This is a genomic window from Mucilaginibacter sp. L196 (assembly GCF_009765905.1).
In the GTDB taxonomy this organism is placed as follows: Bacteria; Bacteroidota; Bacteroidia; order Sphingobacteriales; family Sphingobacteriaceae; genus Mucilaginibacter.
This window is the reverse complement of sequence record NZ_LMUO01000009.1, coordinates 616,974-638,047: the sequence shown is the minus strand read 5'-3', so window position 1 is coordinate 638,047 and position 21,074 is coordinate 616,974. Positions and strand designations below refer to the sequence as shown.

Annotated in this window: 17 protein-coding genes and 1 tRNA gene; 7 read left to right on the top strand and 11 right to left on the bottom strand. The window is 41.5% G+C overall.

Annotated elements, in window-relative coordinates; translation table 11 throughout:
- Window position 1: 1 nt before the first annotated feature.
- The 5 genes from GSQ74_RS06405 to tsaD form a co-directional block, all read right to left on the bottom strand.
- Complete coding sequence (locus GSQ74_RS06405) at window positions 2-790, bottom strand: YgcG family protein (RefSeq protein WP_158991226.1); 789 nt, start codon at window positions 788-790, stop codon at window positions 2-4.
- An 11-nt stretch (window positions 791-801) separates the two neighbouring features.
- Complete coding sequence (locus tag GSQ74_RS06400) at window positions 802-1,236, bottom strand: TPM domain-containing protein (protein ID WP_158991223.1); 435 nt, start codon at window positions 1,234-1,236, stop codon at window positions 802-804.
- A 99-nt stretch (window positions 1,237-1,335) separates the two neighbouring features.
- On the bottom strand, window positions 1,336-1,914 hold the full coding sequence (locus tag GSQ74_RS06395) for a LemA family protein (protein WP_158991220.1): 579 nt from the start codon (window positions 1,912-1,914) through the stop codon (window positions 1,336-1,338).
- Between the two features lie 288 nt (window positions 1,915-2,202).
- Entirely contained in the window at window positions 2,203-2,397 is a 195-nt protein-coding gene (locus GSQ74_RS06390) for a hypothetical protein (RefSeq protein ID WP_158991218.1), read from the bottom strand.
- Window positions 2,398-2,482: 85 nt separating this feature from the next.
- Entirely contained in the window at window positions 2,483-3,484 is a 1,002-nt protein-coding gene (tsaD, locus tag GSQ74_RS06385; protein ID WP_158991216.1) for a tRNA (adenosine(37)-N6)-threonylcarbamoyltransferase complex transferase subunit TsaD, read from the bottom strand.
- A gap of 256 nt (window positions 3,485-3,740) precedes the next feature.
- On the opposite strand from tsaD, the gene GSQ74_RS06380 reads away from it, so the two are divergent.
- Complete coding sequence (locus GSQ74_RS06380) at window positions 3,741-8,174, top strand: translocation/assembly module TamB domain-containing protein (protein ID WP_158991213.1); 4,434 nt, start codon at window positions 3,741-3,743, stop codon at window positions 8,172-8,174.
- Here the strand turns inward: GSQ74_RS06380 and GSQ74_RS06375 are convergent.
- From GSQ74_RS06375 to GSQ74_RS06365, 3 genes are all read right to left on the bottom strand, one after another.
- The gene (locus GSQ74_RS06375; protein WP_158991210.1) at window positions 8,171-9,373 is read right to left on the bottom strand and encodes a bifunctional 3,4-dihydroxy-2-butanone-4-phosphate synthase/GTP cyclohydrolase II; all 1,203 of its coding nucleotides are present in this window, start codon (window positions 9,371-9,373) and stop codon (window positions 8,171-8,173) included. The two genes, GSQ74_RS06380 and GSQ74_RS06375, sit on opposite strands and share 4 nt — an antisense overlap.
- A gap of 106 nt (window positions 9,374-9,479) precedes the next feature.
- Window positions 9,480-10,895, bottom strand: coding sequence for an LptF/LptG family permease (locus GSQ74_RS06370; RefSeq protein ID WP_158991207.1), 1,416 nt, complete (start codon window positions 10,893-10,895; stop codon window positions 9,480-9,482).
- A 94-nt stretch (window positions 10,896-10,989) separates the two neighbouring features.
- A complete protein-coding gene (locus GSQ74_RS06365) occupies window positions 10,990-11,370 on the bottom strand; it encodes an START-like domain-containing protein (RefSeq protein ID WP_158991204.1) in 381 nt (126 codons plus the stop codon).
- A gap of 155 nt (window positions 11,371-11,525) precedes the next feature.
- Between GSQ74_RS06365 and GSQ74_RS06360 the strand changes: the two genes are divergently transcribed.
- A tRNA-Met gene (locus GSQ74_RS06360) sits at window positions 11,526-11,599 on the top strand.
- 839 nt (window positions 11,600-12,438) lie between these two features.
- On the top strand, window positions 12,439-13,749 hold the full coding sequence (locus GSQ74_RS06355) for a DUF885 domain-containing protein (protein WP_158991201.1): 1,311 nt from the start codon (window positions 12,439-12,441) through the stop codon (window positions 13,747-13,749).
- Between the two features lie 413 nt (window positions 13,750-14,162).
- On the opposite strand, the gene GSQ74_RS06350 is transcribed toward GSQ74_RS06355, so the two are convergent.
- Together GSQ74_RS06350 and GSQ74_RS06345 are read right to left on the bottom strand one after the other, a co-directional pair.
- A complete protein-coding gene (locus tag GSQ74_RS06350) occupies window positions 14,163-14,963 on the bottom strand; it encodes an aldo/keto reductase (protein WP_174236916.1) in 801 nt (266 codons plus the stop codon).
- A 119-nt stretch (window positions 14,964-15,082) separates the two neighbouring features.
- The gene (locus GSQ74_RS06345) at window positions 15,083-16,066 is read right to left on the bottom strand and encodes an aldo/keto reductase (RefSeq protein WP_158991197.1); all 984 of its coding nucleotides are present in this window, start codon (window positions 16,064-16,066) and stop codon (window positions 15,083-15,085) included.
- A 151-nt stretch (window positions 16,067-16,217) separates the two neighbouring features.
- Between GSQ74_RS06345 and GSQ74_RS06340 the strand changes: the two genes are divergently transcribed.
- Entirely contained in the window at window positions 16,218-17,114 is an 897-nt protein-coding gene (locus GSQ74_RS06340) for an AraC family transcriptional regulator (RefSeq protein WP_158991193.1), read from the top strand.
- Window positions 17,115-17,688: 574 nt separating this feature from the next.
- Here GSQ74_RS06340 and GSQ74_RS06335 read toward each other — a convergent pair.
- A complete protein-coding gene (locus GSQ74_RS06335; protein ID WP_158991191.1) occupies window positions 17,689-17,982 on the bottom strand; it encodes a putative quinol monooxygenase in 294 nt (97 codons plus the stop codon).
- A gap of 151 nt (window positions 17,983-18,133) precedes the next feature.
- Between GSQ74_RS06335 and GSQ74_RS06330 the strand changes: the two genes are divergently transcribed.
- From GSQ74_RS06330 to GSQ74_RS06320, 3 genes are all read left to right on the top strand, one after another.
- A complete protein-coding gene (locus GSQ74_RS06330) occupies window positions 18,134-18,721 on the top strand; it encodes a Crp/Fnr family transcriptional regulator (protein WP_158991188.1) in 588 nt (195 codons plus the stop codon).
- An 83-nt stretch (window positions 18,722-18,804) separates the two neighbouring features.
- Window positions 18,805-19,557, top strand: a complete 753-nt coding sequence (locus GSQ74_RS06325) for an SDR family oxidoreductase (protein WP_158991185.1) — start codon at window positions 18,805-18,807, stop codon at window positions 19,555-19,557.
- Window positions 19,558-19,788: 231 nt separating this feature from the next.
- Entirely contained in the window at window positions 19,789-20,391 is a 603-nt protein-coding gene (locus GSQ74_RS06320; protein ID WP_158991182.1) for a peroxiredoxin, read from the top strand.
- Window positions 20,392-21,074 lie beyond the last annotated feature (683 nt).

The window sequence follows — 21,074 nt, the reverse complement described above, 5'->3', positions numbered from 1 at the left end:
TTTACCAGCTGCCGCTGCTGCCGCCGCCGCCGAAGTCGCCGCCACCGAAACCGCCAAAGCCGCCACCACCGCCGGAATCTCCGCCGCCGAAGCCACCGCCTCCGCCCCAGCCGCCACCACGACCTGAGCTGCCTAACATATCACCGGCTAAAAACCACCAGAACGGACTTGCTCCGCCCCTGCCACCGATGATCTGTCCGCCGCCGCCACGGTTACGGAAAATCATGATCAGGATAAAAATGATGATCACTATAATTATACCTGCTGCATTGCCATTATTACTGCCATGCTGAGGCTTTTTACTGGCCTTAAATTCGCCTTTTGTGTATTTGATGAGGTCGTTTACCGCCGCGTCTAATCCGCCGTAATAATCGCCTTGTTTAAAACGAGGGGTTATATCGTTTTGAATGATCTCATGGGTAATTACATCCGGAACAGCACCTTCTAATCCATAACCGATCTGTATAGTTACTTTATGCTGATCCATAGCTGCCAATATCAGCAAGCCATTGTTGTTGCCTTTTTGACCTATGCCCCATTTGCGACCAAGTGCCGCGGCGTATTGGTCGATGTCATAATCGCCTACTGATTTCATCAGCACGATAGCTATCTGTGTTGATGAGGTATCATTAAAAGCCACCAGTTTATTTTCCAGCAATTGCTGATCGCCGGGAGATAACGTATTGGTATAATCCGTTATTAGCGCATTGGGCTTAGGTGGAAAATCCTGTGAGAAAGCGGTAAAACCACTTGCCAGCAGAACAAAGAAAAGTATAAGTTTTTTAAACATGATGTTTGTTTTTATTCGCCGTCCATAAAGGCAATGTCATCGGATAATTCGTTAGTATCATCGGCATTATGCGGGAAAAATTTCTGCAGGTGATCGCCAGCTATTTTAAGGCCGGTAACAATACCTTCCACCAAATCGCCTAATTTAAAATGCTCCAGCATATCCTCTTTGGTACTATCCCAAAAATCAGCAGGAACCACTTTATTGATCCCGGCGTCGCCTATAATAGCAAATTTGCGGTCGACAGTAGCCACATATACCAATACCCCGTTACGATGCTTGGTTTTATGCATATCCAGCTTATGGAAATATTTTGCTGCGCGATCAAGTACATTCTCGCTACAGTTTTTTTCGAGACAAACCCGTATTTGCCCTGAAGTATGCTTTTCGGCATCTTCAATCGCGATACGTATGCGGTGTTGCTCTTCTTCGGTAAATAAAGCCATTGTTAGTTGATTAGAGATTGGAGGTTAGAGATTAGTTATTAAAGGTAAAATTAGAGACTGAAGTTACTAATCTCCAGCCTCCAACCTCTAATCACTAAATTAGAACTGGACAGTAGGCACCTTGCTTGCACCGGCATCTGCCTGAAAATAACCTTTTTCGGTAAAGCCGAACATTTTGGCGGTTATGTTTGCCGGGAACGAACGGATCTTGCTGTTATATTCCTGCACCGCGCTGTTAAAATCTAAACGGGCAATATTGATACGGTTTTCGGTACCTTCTAACTGTGCCTGTAATGCGGTAAAGTTATCATTAGCTTTTAATTGCGGATAGTTTTCTGATGCTACCAATAAACGACCTAAGGCGGTGCTTAACTGGCCTTGCGCTGCCTGGTATTTCTGGATTGTTTCCGGTGTAAGCTTAGTTGGGTCAACCTGTATTGATGTTGCCCTTGCACGCGCGTTGGTTACATCAACCAAAGTACTTTTCTCGAAGTTGGCTACGCCTTTAACGGTGTTCACTAAGTTAGGGATCAGATCGGCACGGCGCTGGTACTGGCTTTCAACGGCGCCCCATTTGGCTTTAACGTTCTCGTCCATTTGCACCATGCTGTTGTAACTGCACGAGCTTAAACCCATAACAGACATTACTAATAATATTGCTGTGAATAGCTTTTTCATTGTTTTTGTAGATTGATTAATTATTGTTTGATTTTAGAGTACAAAACGTATACCGTTGTTACAATTTGGCCGCTAAATGCCATATTGGCAAGGTATTAATTGCTTTGCCGGATAAATATAGTTAAACGAATTGATTAACAGGCCATCAGTATGATTGCCGACAGATTCAAATTTCGGAAATTAGAATGAGATTTGTGCTGACAGTATTTTGTCAGTAGGAGCCCCCACTAAATCTCCCCCGGTAGGGGAGACTTAAAATTATGTCGTAAACCTTTAGAGAAATAAGAATTAAAAATCATACACCTTAGTATAAGGCGCAAACATGTGTTTATAATACATGTAGATGACAACCATAACCACCAACCCTATTATTACGGCAAGGCCTATCGTGCCTTTTCTTTTATCCTGGCGTACCAGCCACACTAAAAATGCTATTAAGGGGATTACGAAAATTATCCAAAATATGTAGGCGGCTCCGTTCATGCTGACCCCCCGACCCCCTAAAGGGGGAGTTGAAGGAATGCAAAGTTAAAATATTTTTCAAATGTTCCCCTTTTAGGCTGAGGGATTATAATGGCATCCTGGCCAATGGCGCAACATCCTGACCAACAAATTCGGCTTTCAGGTATTTGTGGTAACCGGCGATGGCTATCATCGCGGCATTATCGGTACAGTACTCCAGTTTGGGGATGAAGCAGTTCCAGCCGTTTTTATTTCCCATGGCCAGCAAGCCTTCGCGTAAACCTGTATTAGCTGATACGCCTCCCGCAAGGGCAATATCTTTAATACCGTACTCATCAGCGGCTCGTTTAAGTTTGTTGAGCAGAATGGTGGCTATGCGCTTTTCTACCGAGGCGCAAATATCGTTCAGGTTTTCCTCAATAAAATTGGGGTTAAGCTTAACGTTGTTCTGGATGAAATATAAGATCGACGTTTTTAACCCGCTAAAGCTAAAATCCAATCCGGGTATCTGGGGCTCAGGGAATTTATAGGCGTCAGGATTACCTGAGCGGGCATGTTTATCAATCAACGGGCCGCCAGGATATGGCAGGCCTAATATTTTGCTGGTTTTATCCATTGCCTCGCCTGCTGCATCATCAGTAGTTTGGCCGATAACCTGCATATCGAAATAATCCTTTACCAAAACGATCTGGGTATGTCCGCCTGAAACCGTCAGACATAAAAAAGGGAACGATGGCTTTGGATCACCTATAAAATGAGCCAAAACGTGGGCCTGCATGTGGTTAACTTCTATGAGTGGCAGGTTTTTTGCCAAGGCAAAAGCTTTGGCAAATGACACCCCTACCAAAAGTGAACCTAAAAGTCCAGGTCCGCGGGTAAAAGCTACCGCAGTAACATCATTTTTACTTACTTTTGCGGCAAGTAATGCTTGCTGAACCGCAGGGACAATGTTTTGCTGATGAACACGCGAAGCAAGTTCGGGTACAACACCGCCATAAGCCTGATGAATGGTTTGATTAGCAATAACATTGCTTAATATCACACCATCGGCACAAATGGCTGCAGAGGTATCGTCGCAAGAGGATTCAATGGCAAGTATTATGGGCATGGTAAAAAGTTAAAAGTCGAAAGTTAAAAGTCAAAGTTGGGATGATATTTACGCGGTGATAAAACTTTATTTTGAACCTTGGGTTAAAAACAAAGTCAAAACATCCGCATATAAGCTTCAAAAGTTTTGAATTTTTACTTTTAATTTTTGAATTAAATACAAAGTTATTAAAAAAGTACTCAAAATAGCGTTAGGATTGGTGTTGCTCGTTTTTTTGACGCTGAGCATACTGTTACTTGTTTTTCAATATAAACCCGTGCAAACCTGGGCAGCCAGGAAGGGTGCAGCCTATCTATCTGAAAAATTGCATACCAAGGTTAGCATAGGTAGCCTCTACCTGGAACCATTCTCGTCTATAGTATTGGAAGATTTTTATGTGCTGGACCAGAAAAAAGATACGCTGGTTAACATGTCAAAATTAACCGTCGACATCAACGCGTTTTCATTATTCCACAGCATAAAACAGCATACCCTTGATTTGAGCCTGGTAAAACTGGATAACAGTTCTGTTTATTTAAAAGAATATAAGGACAGCACCAGCAACGTTAAATTTATTGTTGACTTTTTTAGTTCCCCCGATACTTCAAAATCAACCGGTAAGCCGTGGAATGTAATTTTCGGGAAAGTAGCGGTTAATAACCTCCATTTCCGCTATAAGAATTACACAGTAGATACCCTGATAAAGGGGGTAAATTTTGATGATGTTGATGTTAAAAAGTTCAGTACGGTGATTGACAGTATGGACGTTATACACCACTTGTTTAAAGGTTATGTACACAACCTTACCCTGCACGAAAAAAGTGGCGCATATATCAAGAACCTTACCGCCGACGCGACGGTTGATACCAACCTGATACTCACCAAGCACCTGTTTTTGCAAACAGCCAACTCCATGGTTAAGGATTATTTCAGGATGAAATTTAAATCCTTTGATGATTTTGCAGACATTGAGGATAAGGTGATGATGGATGCCGATTTCAAATCGTCGCATGTATCGTCAAAAGATATTTCCCTTTTTACAGATGGCTTAGATCATGTGCATTTTGAGCTTGGGGTTGATGGTAAGATACATGGTATGGTACGCCACCTGACCGCTAAAAATTTATTGATAACCGGCGGACAGGCAACCTACATTCGCGGGGATTTTAGTTTGAGAGGGTTGCCTGATTGGGACAATACCTTTTTGGAACTGAAATTCGACCAACTATCAACCAATAAAAAGGACCTGGATTATTTATACAGCAACTTTACCGGGACGAAAGGCGCGAAGGTGCCTGACATGATAGGCAAATTTGGCAACATTAATTTTACCGGGAGATTTACAGGTTTACAGAATGATTTTGTGGCGTTCGGCACATTTAAAACTAAGCTGGGCCGCTTCGATCCGGATATTAACTTAAAGATCGACAAAAAAGGAATCCCTGCATATAGCGGCAAAATAAGCACCTCAGACTTTGATTTGGGTGGCTTGCTCGATAACGATGCCATTGGACGCGCTACCCTATCTGCCAACGTTAAAGGAAGCGGTGACGAGCTTAAAAACCTGACCGAAAATTTAGATGCGCAGATAGGCTATATCAACTATAATGGTTACGATTACCATAACCTGAATGTAAAAGGCACTTTTATAAAGAAAATTGCTGATGCCAAAATCAGCATTAATGATAACAATGTTAAGCTAAACATGGCGGGAACAGTGGACCTGAACCCTGCTTTAACCGCTTATAATTTTACCGCGGATATTAAAGATGCGCACCTGCATACGCTTAAACTGTTGAAAGATACTATCACTTTAACAACAGTACTTAAAACCAAATTCAGCGGGAATAGCCTTGAGAATTTACAGGGACATATTGAGCTTACACCGATCAGGATAATTGATCCGAGAAATAATTACGTGGTGGATTCCATTGATCTTTCAGCTCATGGCAAGGGTGACAACCGCATATTGGCACTAAAATCAGACATTGCGGAGGCCAATATCCATGGTTCGTTTGACCTGGCTACGCTCCCATCTTATTTTAAACAGATCGCTAAGAAATATATCCCATCGTTAAACATAGCCACCGTTACTCCCAAACCGCAGCACTTTGAGTTTAACCTGGCGCTTAAAAATATGAGTCCGCTTTTGGCGCTTTTTGATCCGGACCTAAAAATACCTGACCAGGGAACTTTTGTGGGTGAGTTTGACTCATCAAATGAAACAGCTACATTAAATGGCTATGTTAAAACCATCCAATATGGCACGACAGTGTTCCATGACCTTATTTTGGACGAAAGTACAACCAATGGTCAATTAGGGCTGAACATTTCTTTGAGCAAAATAAACATTACGGATAGCCTGTTCATCAAAAATATTGACATATCAAACGCACTTAGAAGAGACAGCCTTAACTTCAACATAAAACTGGCTGATAAAGACGCGACTAACCAGCTGGATCTTTACGGTTTGGTTGAATTTGGGCGGGATACTACGGCTAAATTAAAACTGCTTCCATCGGATGTTATTCTGGAGCATCAAGACTGGAAACTAACCGACCAGGTGAGGATAAAATTTTTGGATGGTAAAACCGAGATTGATGGTTTTCAGCTATCAAATGGCCCGCAAAAGGTTAAGATAAACGGGTTTATATCCAGCAACCCGGAGGATAAACTGAAGCTGGAGTTCGAGAAATTCAACATGAACACATTTGACCAGTTAACCAAAGTTTCAGGTGTATCCTTAAAAGGATCGCTTAATGGGAATGTGACATTTAGTTCTATTACAAATACGCCGGGGATAGACGCGCATTTAAACATCGACTCGCTAAACATGAATAAAACATTGGTTGGCGATGTAAAAATTGAATCAACATTGGGTAATGACCGTAAGGAAGCTGATGTAAAAATGAGTATCAACAACAATGGCACCGAAACCATGAATATTACCGGGGCTTACAATCTTACCAAGGAGGCCGAGGCTAACGCGCTTGATTTTAAAGTAAAAATGGACCATGTGCAAACGGTAATATTTGATCCTTTTATCCGCGACCTTGTATCAGACCCTAAAGGCACCGTATCAAGCGATTTGTCGCTTACCGGCCCGGCATCTAAGCCACAAATGAATGGTACAGTTACTTTGGATAATACCGGCGTTACTGTTAATTACCTTAAAACCGCATTTACAGTTAGTGATAAGCTAACAGTAACCAATAGTGTTATTGATGTTGACGGCATGGTATTAAAGGATGCGTACGGAGGCACGGGAGAGGTAAAAGGTAAAGTTGATTTGAATAACTTAGATAACCCCGATATAGAGGCAACAGTAACCGCTAAAAACTTGCTTGCTTTAAATACTACATTCAGGGATAATCACCTTTACTATGGCAAGGCTTACGGTACGGGCACATTCTCATTCAATGGCCCTGTTAATACCATGAATATTAATATTAAAGCACATACGCTTGCAGGTACGGTGTTTAACATACCGCTGAACACTTCAACAACCGCCGGAGATTATGATTTCATAAGATTTGTAAGCCATAAAGACAGCACCAAAGTAGTAGCGCCTAAAAATGCTTTTGATGGGGTAACACTTAACCTTGACCTTACTGTTGATGAAAAAACTATAGTTAAAATAACTACGGATTACGGCGTGTTAGAAGGTAGCGGCACAACCAATAACCTAAATCTGAATATTAACAGTCTAGGTGATTTTAACATGTACGGCGACTTTTTAATATCGACAGGAAAGTTTGAGTTTACGGCTAAAAACTTCATCAGTAAAAACTTTACCGTGAACCAGGGCGGCACCATACGCTGGACAGGCGACCCGGCCAATGCTGACATTAACCTGAATGCTATTTACGAGGTGCGTACAGACATTTCGCCACTTTACCAGGCGGCAGGTTTGGCATCACCAAAAGGAGCGGAAAACGTGCTGGTACAGGCTGAACTGATCATCACCAAATCGTTATTACACCCAACTATCGACTTTGATTTTAACTTCCCTACAGATCCATCAATTAAGGATGATTTGGGAACTTATCTTACCGATTATAATAACCGTAGCCAGCAGGCATTAAGTATTATTGTGCGCCGGAATTTTGCATCAGGAACTCCAAATAGTTTAACTAACCAGGTATTTAGTACAGCCGGCGAAGCGGTGAGCGAGTTCGCGTTTAATAAATTGAACACCTTTATCTCACAATCAAACATCAAGAATTTCGACTTAAACCTGCGTTCATTTAATGACGCGAGCGCATCATTAAGATTATTTAACAGCAGGCTGGTATTTAACGGGAGCTTATTTACCACCACCGGCAGTAATGACCTGTTTAACAACTCCACACAAAACAGTTTATTCAATTCAAATTTTAACAGCCTAACCAAGGATTTTGAAGCACAATATTTGTTGCGCAAGAGCGGAGACCTTACGGCCAAGTACTCCTACCGGGTATTAAATACCACCACCTTAAATACCATTGACCAGTTGAGCGTTCAATATGTAAACGGTGTGGGCCTTACCTATCAGCGTGATTTTGATACCTTCGGAGAGTTTTTCAGGAACCTCTTTAGAAAAAACAGCGGCAGTAAGAGTAAGAGCAAAACACCTACTCCAATTCCGCCTAAGACAGATACCCCCACCTTAACAGAACCACCCAGCCCGGGCTCAAACAGCAATGAAAAATCCGACGGGGATGATAATTAATGATCGCGCAGTATAGCGTGGTTCATTTTATCTCTTTTGGTTAACAGGTAAGCCTCGTTATGTGGGTTAGGTGCTATTTCTATTGGTAAGTTCTCAACAACCTCTAAACCATAACCAATTAAACCAGCACGTTTTTTAGGATTATTTGATAATAAACGCATTTTTGATACACCCAGGCTGCGCAATATTTGCGCACCAATACCATAATCGCGCTCATCCATTTTAAAGCCTAATTTTATGTTGGCATCAACAGTATCAAAGCCGTTTTCCTGTAAATGATATGCTTTTAGTTTGTTTACCAGACCAATGCCACGGCCTTCCTGATTCATGTATACAATAACACCTTTACCTTCTTTTTGGATGATTTCCATGGCTTTATGCAACTGAGGGCCGCAATCACACCTGCATGAGCCAAAAATATCGCCGGTAACACATGAACTATGCACACGCACCAGTATCGGTTCATCAGGCTCCCAGGTGCCTTTAACAAGCGCCAGGTGGTTTTCGCCGGTATCAATTTGGGTATAGGCTATCATATCAAAATCGCCCCACTCGGTTGGCATTTTCACAGCAACCTCGCGGGTAACCATTGATTCTGTAGCCAAACGATATTCTATCAGGTCTTTTATAGATACTATTTTAAGATCATGTTCTTTAGCGATAATTAATAGTTCAGGCAAACGGGCCATTTCGCCATCCTCCTTCATAATTTCGCATATTACACCGGCAGGCTCAAATCCGGCTAAAACAGCCAGGTCGATAGCAGCCTCGGTGTGGCCTGTACGGCGCAACACACCACCATCTTTTGCTATTAGCGGGAATATATGACCCGGCCGACCTAAATGCTCAGGCATAACAGCAGGATCAATTAAAGCCAATACTGTTTTTGAACGATCGGAAGCAGAAATGCCGGTAGTACACCCTTCCAGCACATCAACCGAAACGGTAAAGTTTGTTTCGTGCGATGTGGTATTATGGCTCACCATCGGTTCCAGATCAAGCTCACGGGCACGTTGGCGGGTAATAGGCGCGCAAACCAAACCACGACCATACTTTACCATAAAGTTTATAGTCTCGGGTGTCGCATTACGGGCGGCGGTTAAAAAATCGCCCTCGTTTTCCCTATTTTCATCATCAACAACTATTATGGTTTTGCCGGCTTTTATAGCCTCTATCGCTTCAAGTATTGTATTTAACATGGTTGTACGGTTACGTATCGGCAAGCTGCAAAGGTTGCCTTTGTATTAAATTTGAACAAAGTTACAGGATAATAAAGTTAATAGGGTCGGTGCTTTGTAAAATATATTAAGCCTCTGCCCGGCGGAATATCCTCTTAAAAAACTTTTTATAAGAGTCGGCATCAAATATAGCTGAATCAGTTATCGCCTTGTATGATAGGAAAAGCCCTATAGGTGTTAGAATAATAATGGATATCCACATACCTAATATTGGCGATACATTACCATCTTTTACTGATTTTTCGCCTATGGTTGATATGATGTAATATATCAGGAAAAATGCTACTGATACAACCACCGGCAGGCCTAAGCCGCCTTTACGTATAATGGCTCCAAGTGGGGCACCAATTAAAAACAACACCAGGCAAACTGCCGATAGGGTATATTTCTTTTGATACTCAACCAATGATTTACGGATATTTTGGGCATTATCGTGATTACGGGAATCGTTATCTTTTACCAGGCTCTGGATAGAGCGTGCTTCACTGGAACCATTAGATACAGCGGCAAGTTGTTCGCTAAGTGTTAAACTTTTATTGGCGATGGCAAGGGCTGGTGCTTTTGCGGTAGTTGTTTTTTTAGGAAGATTAAAATACCGCATGTAAGGTGTTATCATACGATAACCGACCTGTACAGAACTATCAATAGCATGCTGTGTATCTTTTTTGTACTTGCGTAATTGTTTTATGTTCATCATCTGGAACGCAGACTTAAACCCATTTTCGTCCGTACGGGAAAGCTTAAAGCCCGAAAGGTCAAACTTCAGTTCCATATCTTTAAAACGGAAGCGCATTAATCGTTGGCGGGTGTTATAACCAACATCTCCTGCCGATTCTTCATAGCGAACGCCATCCTTAAGCTTTAACACCAAATCCTTATCGCCGGGAGTACGGTACATTCTACCTTCTTTGGCAAACAGTACCGAGTTGTTTTCTGAATTCTGATCTTTTTTATAGATCATAACGCCATATAGCGCCTGGCCATCGGCTCCTTTTTTTTCAACCCTGATGGTAAAACCGGGGAAGCTGTTGCTGAACACACCTTCGGGTAATAACGTTGCCGAGCGCTGCTGCCTTACATCATACAAAAGAGAAAAATACTTTAAGTTGGCCACCGGCAACATATAATCGGAGAAAATAAACGCCGAGACACTGAGTATGGATACGATAATGATCATGGGGTACATGGCCCTGCTTAGCGATATACCGGCCGCTTTTATAGCCACCAGCTCATAATTTTCGCCAAGGCTGCCGTAGGTCATGATGGTGGAGAGCAGTACAGATAAGGGCAGCGCCATAGCCACATTGGTTGCCGATGAATACAACATCAGCTCCAGAATAACGTACCAGGCGAATCCTTTACCTATAAGATCATCGATGTATTTGAATAAAAATAGCATCAATAACACAAACATCACTATAATGAAGGTTGATAGAAAAGGCCTTATAAATGATTTAAGTATTAAAAGATGAATTTTTTTCATCAGGATATATCAGCGTTTTGGGAATAAAATGCACGATGCCTAATTAAGCACAGTGCAAATTTAAAAACGTAAAATTAAGGAAAATTGTATTAGCTCAGGCACCTAATACGCTAATGAGGTATTCAATTTGATTATCCCAGATGAGTTTACGCTCATCAATAGTTTCTTCGGTAGCAAAATCGGTTATACCCAGGGCTACATCATTGGTTAGCTCGTCCTGCAAAATTTCCATCTCGAAATAATACTGCGGATCATCATCAACCCAACGAAATTTAACCAGCTTGTTTTCTTTAAGCATTAGCAATTTGGCGTTTTGCTGTTCATCATCCCAGGTAAAAGTATACACCTGGTCGCGAACGGTTACGTCATCAGCAAACCATTGTGTTAAGCCGTTTGATTCGCTTAAAAAGCTATATAGAATGCGCGGAGATGATTTTATCTCATACTCCATAGTGAATTTTTTCTTTTCAGACATACCAGGTTTACAATAGAATAACGCGATTAGGAGTAAATGTTAACATTTTTTCTAAAGAAAACGAATTTCTGCTATATTTGCAAACCTTTTTAGGATGTGTTATTAACAATACAGCAACCGGCGTTACCATACCGGCAGCAATAACACAAATATAAGGCGGGGTAGCTCAGATGGTTAGAGCGTAGGATTCATAACCCTAAGGTCGGCAGTTCGATCCTGCTCCCCGCTACGCAATCGGCGAAAGCCTTGAAAGTCGAACTTCTCTATTGAGAGTCAAGCACTTTCAAGGCTTTGTTGTTTTTTACGATTGATCTTAAATTGTAAATTTTAGTAAATAATTGATATATAGATATTTACATGTTCGATCTTGCTTCGATTAACCGAATCGGTATAATTTATATAATATACTCATAACCAACATGGTTAAAGGTTCGACCAATCTTTTATCAAAAAACATAGTCATTAACCTCGAGATTCCGCTCAAATTTACCACCTTATTCCGGTTTAAAACTTTGTCGTCTTTCTTAGATTGAGTACATCTAAGTTGCCTTATTGTTCGATCTTGCTTAGAGATTTAACAATGGGCATGAATTTATTTGAAGCAGATCGCGAAAAAGAGACCTTTATCCGCTATCATACCCAGAATGTCGCGAAAATTAATTATTCAAATATCGCAATAATTTACGCAATTTGGTTTTCAAGCGAATCTTAACGTTTTTGACGTACACTGCGGGTTTCAACACCCCGGAATGTCTATACTTAATGGCATTTTGTCAAAATCCAGTACTGTATAAAGCAACCGTCAACTAATCTTTTACGCTTATACTATAGCTAAAAAATATCGATCAGTTATAATAAATCCTTTCCCAATCAAACAGGTTTTTTATAAAACGATTCAGACTCGGTCTGTAAACAACCAAGGATTAGCTGTAATAATTTATTTGAATAGTATTTTTTTATGTAACAAGAAGTGTAATACTTAGTCGAATAAACAAAAATAGCTGTCTATATTGAGCCCTTGCGAGTCTAAAGTAGGGGATTTACGTATTTATCCACCTTTATTACTCCATGAAAATTCACGCTGCCTTAATTTTTACCGCTTATTCCTTGTTTAATCCGAAACCGCAACCAAGTTTCGACACATTTACCCATAGTTTTGTTATTGGTTACCATGCTCTTCCTATACCAGGATTAGGAATGGGCTACATCGATGATCTGCACGAGATAGAGCCAAAGGATACCATCAAAAAAGAAATCGTATTTTTTAATAGTATCAAAAATCAATTGCGTCAATATAAACTGTCTACACTTTCAGCCGTTCAGCAACAGGACTATCTTCAGATAAAGTTCGAAACGACGATGAACCTGGAAAGGCTGGAATTGGAAACAAAATGGTTAACCTATTCTCCGGCGACAGTGCCCGACAATAATATAGCTGCAATTCCAGACGGCAAAGCATGGTACGCTTATCTGTTAAAGAGGTGGCTGGGTGCAGATGTTACTCCGGATGAAATTTTTAAGTTTGGATTGAATGAAGTAGATGATGCAAATACGCACATAAACTTTATTCGCCGGCAAACAGGACTGGATTCAATTGCTTTTTACCGTAAAATTAATAGCGCCGAATTTTTGATAAATAATCCGGAGATTATTCAGGAACGTTTTGAACAGACCCGGGAAAATATAGACAGCAGGTTGAACGTCTTGTTTTACCCCCATCAAATCCCGGTAGTAAAAATTAAACAGGGGCCCAAAGAATTGGTGGTGCACACGCCTGGTTTTTACAGAGACGGAACATTTTATTATAACTTATCCGGTAAGCCCTATAACAGCAGGCAGTTCGGATGGCTTTTTCTTCATGAAGCGATACCGGGGCATCATTATCAAACTTCCATAAATGAGAAGGAGCCGCATAGTAACGTGCAGGACCTTTTTTTTTACGTAGGTTCTGCTGAAGGATGGGCGGCCTACGTGGAAAGATATGGTAAGGAACTTGGTGTTTACAAAACGCCTTATGATGAGCTCGGCCACTGGGAATGGGACCTGGTAAGGGCGGTAAGAATCCCAATGGATATTGGAGTGAATTATTATGGATGGACGGATCAGCAAGCGCTGGCGTTCTGGAAAAAGCATGTAAATAATCAGGATGACATTGCCATGCGCGAAATTCAAAGGGTAAGGCACTGGCCGGCTCAGGCCATTACCTACAATTACGGTGCTGCACAAATAGCCCAATGGAAAGCCGAATTACAGGTCAAATTAGGAGATAAATTTAATATAAAGGATTTTCATGAATGGGTTCTGGCAAACCTTTCATTGCCGTTTGCCATCGCTAGAGATGGTGTATTTAAAGAGGCTGCATTAAAAACCAGTAACTAGGCCATTTTTTTAGCGATATAGAAAATAAAGCCCAATGCGCTTTGAACCGGTCATTTTTTTGTAGATATAGGTTTGATATTTAGAATTGTTTAAAGGGCCAATTGTGCCCCCCGATTCTCCAATGAAAGGATTAAACCCCATTAATTTTTCAATTATATTTTTCGCATTTATAATCGCCTCAACATCAATAACAAAAGCCGCCCAATTGCGTGTCCCTTCTACAAACGAGAAAGCCTCAAGTCGAAAGATTTGAGGCTTTTTTGCGTTTGGGGTAGTCGGAGGCTATATGCATAATGTTATCCATAGATATAATCTACGGATAACAGAGAAAAATATTACTGTTTGGCGCAAGGGCTTGATTGGATTGGAGGAGATGTCTTCGATGATTACATTCGATTACCATTAAACGTCTTTTAAACATGATAAATTAGTCCACTACCTTTATCTAGCGATTTGATAGTTGTCATATCATCGGAAGACAACTCAAAGTCAAATACATTGAAATTTTCATTTATCCTTTTCATATTTGCTGATTTCGGAATAACCACGACTTCTTTTTGAATTAACCATCGTAGAACCACTTGGGCAATACTCTTATTATATTTGCTTGAAATCGCTTTTAAAAGTGCATTATTAAAAAGATTGTTTTTACCCTGAGCAAAGGGGGCCCATGACTCCAACTGGATGCCTTGAGATTTCAAAGCTTTCTGCATTTCTGTTTTTTGGGAAAATGGATGTGTCTCCACTTGATTGACTGCTGGTATCACACTATGCTGCTTAAGTAAATCCTGAATCTGATTCATATTGAAATTACTTACACCTATAGCCCTTACTTTACCTTCTTTATATAATTCTTCCATTGCTGTCCAGGAGGAATTGAGGTCTCCCTGCGGGATATGAATCAAGTATAGATCAATATAGTCAAGACCCAATTTTTTTAGTGATGCTTCAAAGGCGCGCTTTGCTTTCTCATACCCGGGATCCACTGGCAAAAATTTTGTGGTCACAAAGATTTCTTCTCGTTTGACATTACTTCTTTTAATCGCTCTGCCCACCGATTCCTCATTATTGTATGCCGCGGCTGTGTCGATCAGTCTGTAGCCAATATTTAAAGCATTTAGCACAGACTGCTCACACTCTAAACCGTCTCGAAGCAAGTAAGTGCCAAAACCAAGCAGTGGCATTTTTATGCCGTTATTTAATGTTATATTCATCACTTTATACCTATCTACTTTAGATTACTTAATTTTGTATGCAAGCTGAACTATTTATTCAATTCCGGTTGCGGCGGTCCATAGAAATTAGAAGCCATATCACCGGGAGTATGGCTTGCTTACCTGCCTTGCAGGTCTGCCATGCTTGTGGGATAGCGTTCCCCCTGAAGGCTGATGTTGTCCAAAGCCTTGTTGACATTGGCTAAATCATCATCGCTTAAGTTGATGTATGCACCACCTATATTTTCTTCTAAGCGAGTCATTTTTGTGGTTCCCGGAATAGGTGCAATCCATGGCTTTTGCGCCAGCAGCCATGCCAATGCAATCTGCGCTGGCGTTGCGTTATGTTCTCCCGCAATCTTTGTTACAAGGTCAACAATGGTTTGATTCGCTTCGCGGTTTTCTTTGGTAAAACGAGGGAAGATATTTCTGGCATCGGTCTTGTCAAATTCAGTGTCCGCATTCATCTTACCCGTTAAAAACCCTTTGCCCAACGGGCTAAACGGAACGAAGCCAATGCTCAATTCTTCAAGCAATGGAATGATTTCTTTTTCAGGTTCGCGCCAGAACATGGAGTACTCGCTTTGCAGGGCTGCCACGGGTTGTACGGCATGCGCTCTGCGTATACTTTGCACGCCGGCTTCACTCATACCAAAGTGTTTTACTTTGCCTTCGGCAATCAAATCCTTTACGGTTCCGGCAACGTCTTCAACAGGCACATTCGGGTCCACACGGTGTAGATAAAACAAGTCGATATAATCGGTTTGCAGATACCGGAGCGAGTTTTCCGCCACCTGCCTGATGCGTTCCGGGCGACTATCCAAACCATCTGTATTCTTGCCGTTTTTAAAGCCAAACTTGGTAGCGATGATTACTTTATCACGTACATCGTGCAATGCTTTTCCTACCAATTGTTCATTGGCGCCTTGTGCATACACTTCTGCGGTATCAAAGAAAGTAATGCCCAATTCATAAGCTTTTTTTATGAGTGCAATGGCATCGCTTTCATTTGTTGCCGGACCATAACCATGGCTTAATCCCATGCAGCCGAAACCAAGTTCGGACACTTCTAATCCTGAGGTTCCTAATTGTCGTGTTTTCATTTTGTATGTTTACTGATGCAAAATTGCGGAAGAAGGGCGAGCCGTTTTGTATACAGATTACGGTTTTTCTTACCAATAACACTGATTGGGAAGGCCGGTATCAAAAAAGCTTGCGAAAACCTGTAATTTTGTAGCGATAAAAGAACAAGGTATGGAAGAGATTGTAAAAATCAGCAGCATCGCGCAATACAATACCATGCGGGGCATAACTACCAAACATCCGCTGGTTGCGGTGATTGATCTCTCGAAAGCGCAACCGATGCCCGCCAAATCATTCAACATTGGTTTGTATGTGGTGGGTCTGAAAGAACTGCACTATGACCAATTACGCTATGGAAAAAGGCACTATGACTACCAGGAAGGAAGCCTGATATTTGTAGCGCCCGGACAGGTGATAGGTGTGGAACCCGGCGTTGAACTATTTGCCCCGAAAGGCTGGGTATTGCTCTTTCATCCCGACCTGATAAACGGCACTCCATTAGGCAAACACATTCAGGATTATTCTTTCTTTTCGTATGATGTAAATGAAGCGCTTCACCTGTCGGATAAAGAGAAAAGTATTGTGATTGATTGCTTCGCAAAAATCGAGTATGAACTGGATCAAAATATAGACAAGCACAGCAAAGGACTGATTGCATCCAACATCGAGTTACTGCTCAATTATTGCATCCGTTTTTACGACCGCCAGTTCATTACGCGCGACAATGCAAACAAAGGAATCCTGGAACGGTTTGAATACTTATTGAAAGGCTATTTTTCATCCGATAAACCGCAGAGCGAAGGCCTGCCTTCCGTAGCTTATTGCGCCGAAATCCTACATTTATCACCCAACTATTTTGGTGACCTGGTGAAGAAAGAAACCGGCAGATCTGCTCTGGAATACATTCAATCAAAAGTGATAGATGTGGCGAAAGAGAGACTGTTTGACATGAATAAATCTGCGAGTGAAATTGCCTACGAATTGGGCTTTAAATACCCGCAGCATTTCACCCGTTTATTTAAACAAAAAGCAGGCGTTACGCCGAATGATTACCGGATGATGAATTAAATGAACTCATTTAAAATTTCATCTTTAGGGATTTTGAAACTTTCGTGCCAGCCCGATCATTACTCTTTAATCTTACAGGCAAACTGATACTCACCCGCTGCCGCCGTTACAACACTCCATTTATTTGTAAGCGCAGCATCAGCAGATTTTATTTACTTCAATCCCAAAATCATCCAAAAAAGTTAAATGGCATAGGTGTTGAATAGTACTCTCTCCTTTTCAAACGAAAAGAGTTAAACTACGTTAATTCTTTCAATTATATTTTTCGCATTTATAATCGCCTCAACATCAACAACAAAAGTCGACCGATTGCGTGTCCCTTCTACATAAAAATCAGCCTGTTACATTTATTTGCAATGGGCCTTTTCATTCTTGTTAACGTATTGTTAACGGTTCTTAGCTTGACTTTGACTTGATTAAGCTTACGAATAATCAGTCGAATTACAAAGAAAATCATACGAGTAACTAATCCTAAAGATACTTCAGAGCATTGCGGCGCCGATTACTTTATTTGTAAGCCACCAGCGCCGATTACCGCTCCCGCAGGTTAAAGCCTGTGGTAAGTAGCCTGGAATTATTTAATCGCCAGCAAGTTTACTTTTTCGATTATCGGACTTGTAGCCAGCAACTCAGGTGCTTTAGCCATCAGTGCTTTGGCGATCTCGCCGCCCAGGTGCGCGTTGCGGCCGGCCTCATCCGTAAAGGTGTCGAAAATACCGAAAGTAGATACCCCGATTTGAAGAGCGTACCAACGCACAGTTTCTGTTTCGGCTTGAGCCAAAGGTAAAGCGCTTTTTATAAAATCAGCCACTTCCTGTTCTTTGCCGGGTTTAGCTTCCAGGCGTGCGAGTAATGCAAATTTTTCCATGATGTTTATTTGTTGAATGCGTTAAAAAAAACACTAATCAGGATCAGCCCCAATAGCAGATAACAAAACTACCCAACCTATCCCTCAAAAAAGGTGAACTGGTTCACAAAAAATGCTTCCCGAAAAATGCGTTAATTTGTAATTGAATACCATGGAAGACCTGTCGCCCTTTATCGAAAACATAAATCATAAAACCCGCCTTTCGCCTGAAAATATGGAGCGGCTGATCACCGCATTCCAGGTGGTGAAGGTCAAAAGAAAACAATTACTCATCCAACCCGGTTTTGTCGCCAAATACCGGATTTACGTCTTGAAAGGCGCTTTTCATTCTTATGTGATAGATGATAAGGGAAACGAACATACGATACAGTTTGCAGTTGAGGACTGGTGGCTTTCGGACTATAACAGTTATATTCACCAAACGCCGGCCACGCAGTTCGTAGAAGCCTTAGAAAATAGTATCATTCTCCAGATTGATCACCAGGCCGAGCAGCAACTCAAAGACTCCAATTGGGAATTGGCGACACTGTTCCGGGTGATGGCCGAGCATTCGGCGGCTTACCTTGCGCGGCGCATCGTATCTAATTTAACGCAAAGCGCCGAAGAACGTTATAATGAATTTGCTGCCAAATACCCGCAAGTGGTGCAGCGCCTGCCGCAATACGCGCTCGCCTCTTATCTTAATATGACCCGCGAGTTCCTGTCGAAGATCCGTAACGACAAGGTGCGAAAAAAGTGAACCAGTTCACGTGTTTTTCTTAAGCTAGTTCATCGTTCTGTAAGTACGATTGTCCTCAACTTTGTGGTCTAAAATTTAATATTATGCCACAAAAATTGAACAATAAAGTAGCCGTTATTACAGGGGGTAGCAGCGGTATCGGTTTAGCCATCGCCAAACGTTTTGCACAGGAAGGCGCTAAAGTCGCCATTACCGGCCGCAACCAAAAAACTATAGATCAGGCCATCGCCGAGATCGGCTCCAACGGCCTCGGCATCCAGGGCGATGTTTCCAAACCGGATGACCTGACCCGAATCTATCAAACAGTAGCAGACCATCTGGGTAAGATAGACACGTTGATTGTGAATGCAGGTGTTTATGTTTTAGCGCCACTGGCGAGTTTTACTGAAGAACAATTTGACCAAGTAAGCGATATTAATTTCAAAGGCGCTTTTTTTTCGGTACAAAGAGCACTTCCGGTATTAAAAGACGGCGCGTCGGTGGTACTGATTTCTTCGACAGTCAACGGTAAGGGTATTCCTAACCATTCGGCTTATTCAGCAACCAAGGCCGCCGTGCGTTCACTGGCCCGCAGTTTTTCTGCCGATTTGCTTGACCGAAAAATACGCGTTAACACATTAACGCCGGGGCCTGTAGATACACCGGTGTTCGCATCGGTCACCGGTAACGCAGAAGAAGCCAATGCAATGAAAGAAGCTATGGGAAATTTCACACCGATTAAGCGCGTAGCTATGCCGGAGGAACTTGCGGCTGCAGCTCTTTACCTGGCCTCGGACGACTCTGCCTTTATGCTCGGTGCCGAGCTATTGCTGGATGGCGGTCTCAGGGATCTCTAATGTTTCCTATTTTGACAGACTTATAGAATTACAAATCATCTAGCTGATTCAAATTTAGCACGAATGGTTCGTAACCATTATTGCTCCGCCACAAAGTTAAAGCCTCAAGTCGAAATATTTGAGGCTTTAATGAGCTGTAAACCCACAGTAAAATTTTAATGACAGATAAACCTATATTCTATTACTATCGTAGATTTGACATAACAACATAAGAAATTAAAACCATCTGCTATGATCAAAAAATATTATTGTCTGTCTTTGTTAATTTTCAGCATTTCACTCCTAACAGCCCTTTCTGGTTTTGCCCAATCGAAGATGTTGGAAAAAGGAGATGCAGCACCTATATTTACTGCTAAAGCCAGCCTGGCAGGTAGTGAATTTAATTTTTCATTAAAAAAATCCCTGGCCAAAGGGCCGGTTGTAGTCTACTTCTATCCTTCTGCCTATACCGGTGGCTGTGATGCGGAAGCTCATGCCTTCGCTGAAATAAAGGATAAATTTACAGCGGCAGGAGCCACTATTATCGGTGTTTCCGGAGACGATATTCAGCGACTGAATACATTCTCTGCCGATCCGAATTACTGTGCGGGCAAGTTCGCAGTCGCGTCAGACGCCGAAGGTAAAATTGCGGCAATGTACGGCCTGCTAATCAATCCACCAAAGCTTGGAATGAAAGACGTACGCGGTATAGAGGTTAACCACGGTTTCATCCCGCGCACCACTTATGTAATTGGTAAAGACGGTAAAATTATAGCGGTTTTTTCATCAGAAAACGACCACATTTCACCTACCGAGCATGTCGAAAAATCACTGGCGATTGTAAAAGGATTATAATTCACGGGCCTGGATTAAAATTTATCCTACTACCGCTACCTGAAAGAAAGGCAGTTACTATATAAAGTAGCTGCCTTTCTTTTTTGCTATTAACGTATTGTTAACTGTCTTTGGCTTAGTTAAATTTGCGAATAACAAGTGTAACTACGGTAAAGTTATTTTAAGCAACAAAAAATCCCTGTTTCCGGAAGAAACAGGGATTTGAAAGAAACTTATACTTTTGAAACAATTATTTTTTGCGTTTTGGTGAAACCATCGTCAACCAATAATCCCGTCTTATTGTCTTTCAGATTGGGGAATTGTACACCGAAAGAAAATTGTCGGGAAATAATGTTCGTTCTTTGTTGGGTGTTGAACTTCCCGAGTAAATTTTGTGTCTTTATTTATTGCTTATTTACAGCGGATTATAAGCAATGAAAAAAGCGGCATACGGGAATTAAATCTGGATTTTGCCGCTTTAGCCTGTTTAGTAGAAGGAACACGGAATCGGTCGACCTTTACAGTTGGTACACAAAACCATCAAAAAACACCCAAAACGACCTAAAAAAGCCTGTTTTTAAATCCATTTTAACGCATTTTATGGGTCAAAAACGTCTATTTGGGCTCAAAAACCATTCATTTTTTACCTTTTCCACTCGTTTTTACCCGTTAATTACCGCATTTTCCATCAAAAAAGAGTCACA

Bases quoted from the DNA above. Each gene is read 5' to 3' on its own strand.
- GSQ74_RS06325 (WP_158991185.1), top strand. From the start codon at position 18,805: ATGCCACAAAAATTGAACAATAAAGTAGCCGTTATTACAGGGGGTAGC.
- GSQ74_RS06345 (WP_158991197.1), bottom strand. From the start codon at position 16,066: ATGAAAACACGACAATTAGGAACCTCAGGATTAGAAGTGTCCGAACTT.
- GSQ74_RS06365 (WP_158991204.1), bottom strand. From the start codon at position 11,370: ATGTCTGAAAAGAAAAAATTCACTATGGAGTATGAGATAAAATCATCT.
- GSQ74_RS06400 (WP_158991223.1), bottom strand. From the start codon at position 1,236: ATGGCTTTATTTACCGAAGAAGAGCAACACCGCATACGTATCGCGATT.
- tsaD (WP_158991216.1), bottom strand. From the start codon at position 3,484: ATGCCCATAATACTTGCCATTGAATCCTCTTGCGACGATACCTCTGCA.
- GSQ74_RS06335 (WP_158991191.1), bottom strand. From the start codon at position 17,982: ATGGAAAAATTTGCATTACTCGCACGCCTGGAAGCTAAACCCGGCAAA.
- GSQ74_RS06340 (WP_158991193.1), top strand. From the start codon at position 16,218: ATGGAAGAGATTGTAAAAATCAGCAGCATCGCGCAATACAATACCATG.
- GSQ74_RS06405 (WP_158991226.1), bottom strand. From the start codon at position 790: ATGTTTAAAAAACTTATACTTTTCTTTGTTCTGCTGGCAAGTGGTTTT.
- GSQ74_RS06355 (WP_158991201.1), top strand. From the start codon at position 12,439: ATGAAAATTCACGCTGCCTTAATTTTTACCGCTTATTCCTTGTTTAAT.
- GSQ74_RS06370 (WP_158991207.1), bottom strand. From the start codon at position 10,895: ATGAAAAAAATTCATCTTTTAATACTTAAATCATTTATAAGGCCTTTT.
- GSQ74_RS06320 (WP_158991182.1), top strand. From the start codon at position 19,789: ATGATCAAAAAATATTATTGTCTGTCTTTGTTAATTTTCAGCATTTCA.
- GSQ74_RS06350 (WP_174236916.1), bottom strand. From the start codon at position 14,963: ATGAATATAACATTAAATAACGGCATAAAAATGCCACTGCTTGGTTTT.
- GSQ74_RS06330 (WP_158991188.1), top strand. From the start codon at position 18,134: ATGGAAGACCTGTCGCCCTTTATCGAAAACATAAATCATAAAACCCGC.
- GSQ74_RS06390 (WP_158991218.1), bottom strand. From the start codon at position 2,397: ATGAACGGAGCCGCCTACATATTTTGGATAATTTTCGTAATCCCCTTA.
- GSQ74_RS06375 (WP_158991210.1), bottom strand. From the start codon at position 9,373: ATGTTAAATACAATACTTGAAGCGATAGAGGCTATAAAAGCCGGCAAA.
- GSQ74_RS06395 (WP_158991220.1), bottom strand. From the start codon at position 1,914: ATGAAAAAGCTATTCACAGCAATATTATTAGTAATGTCTGTTATGGGT.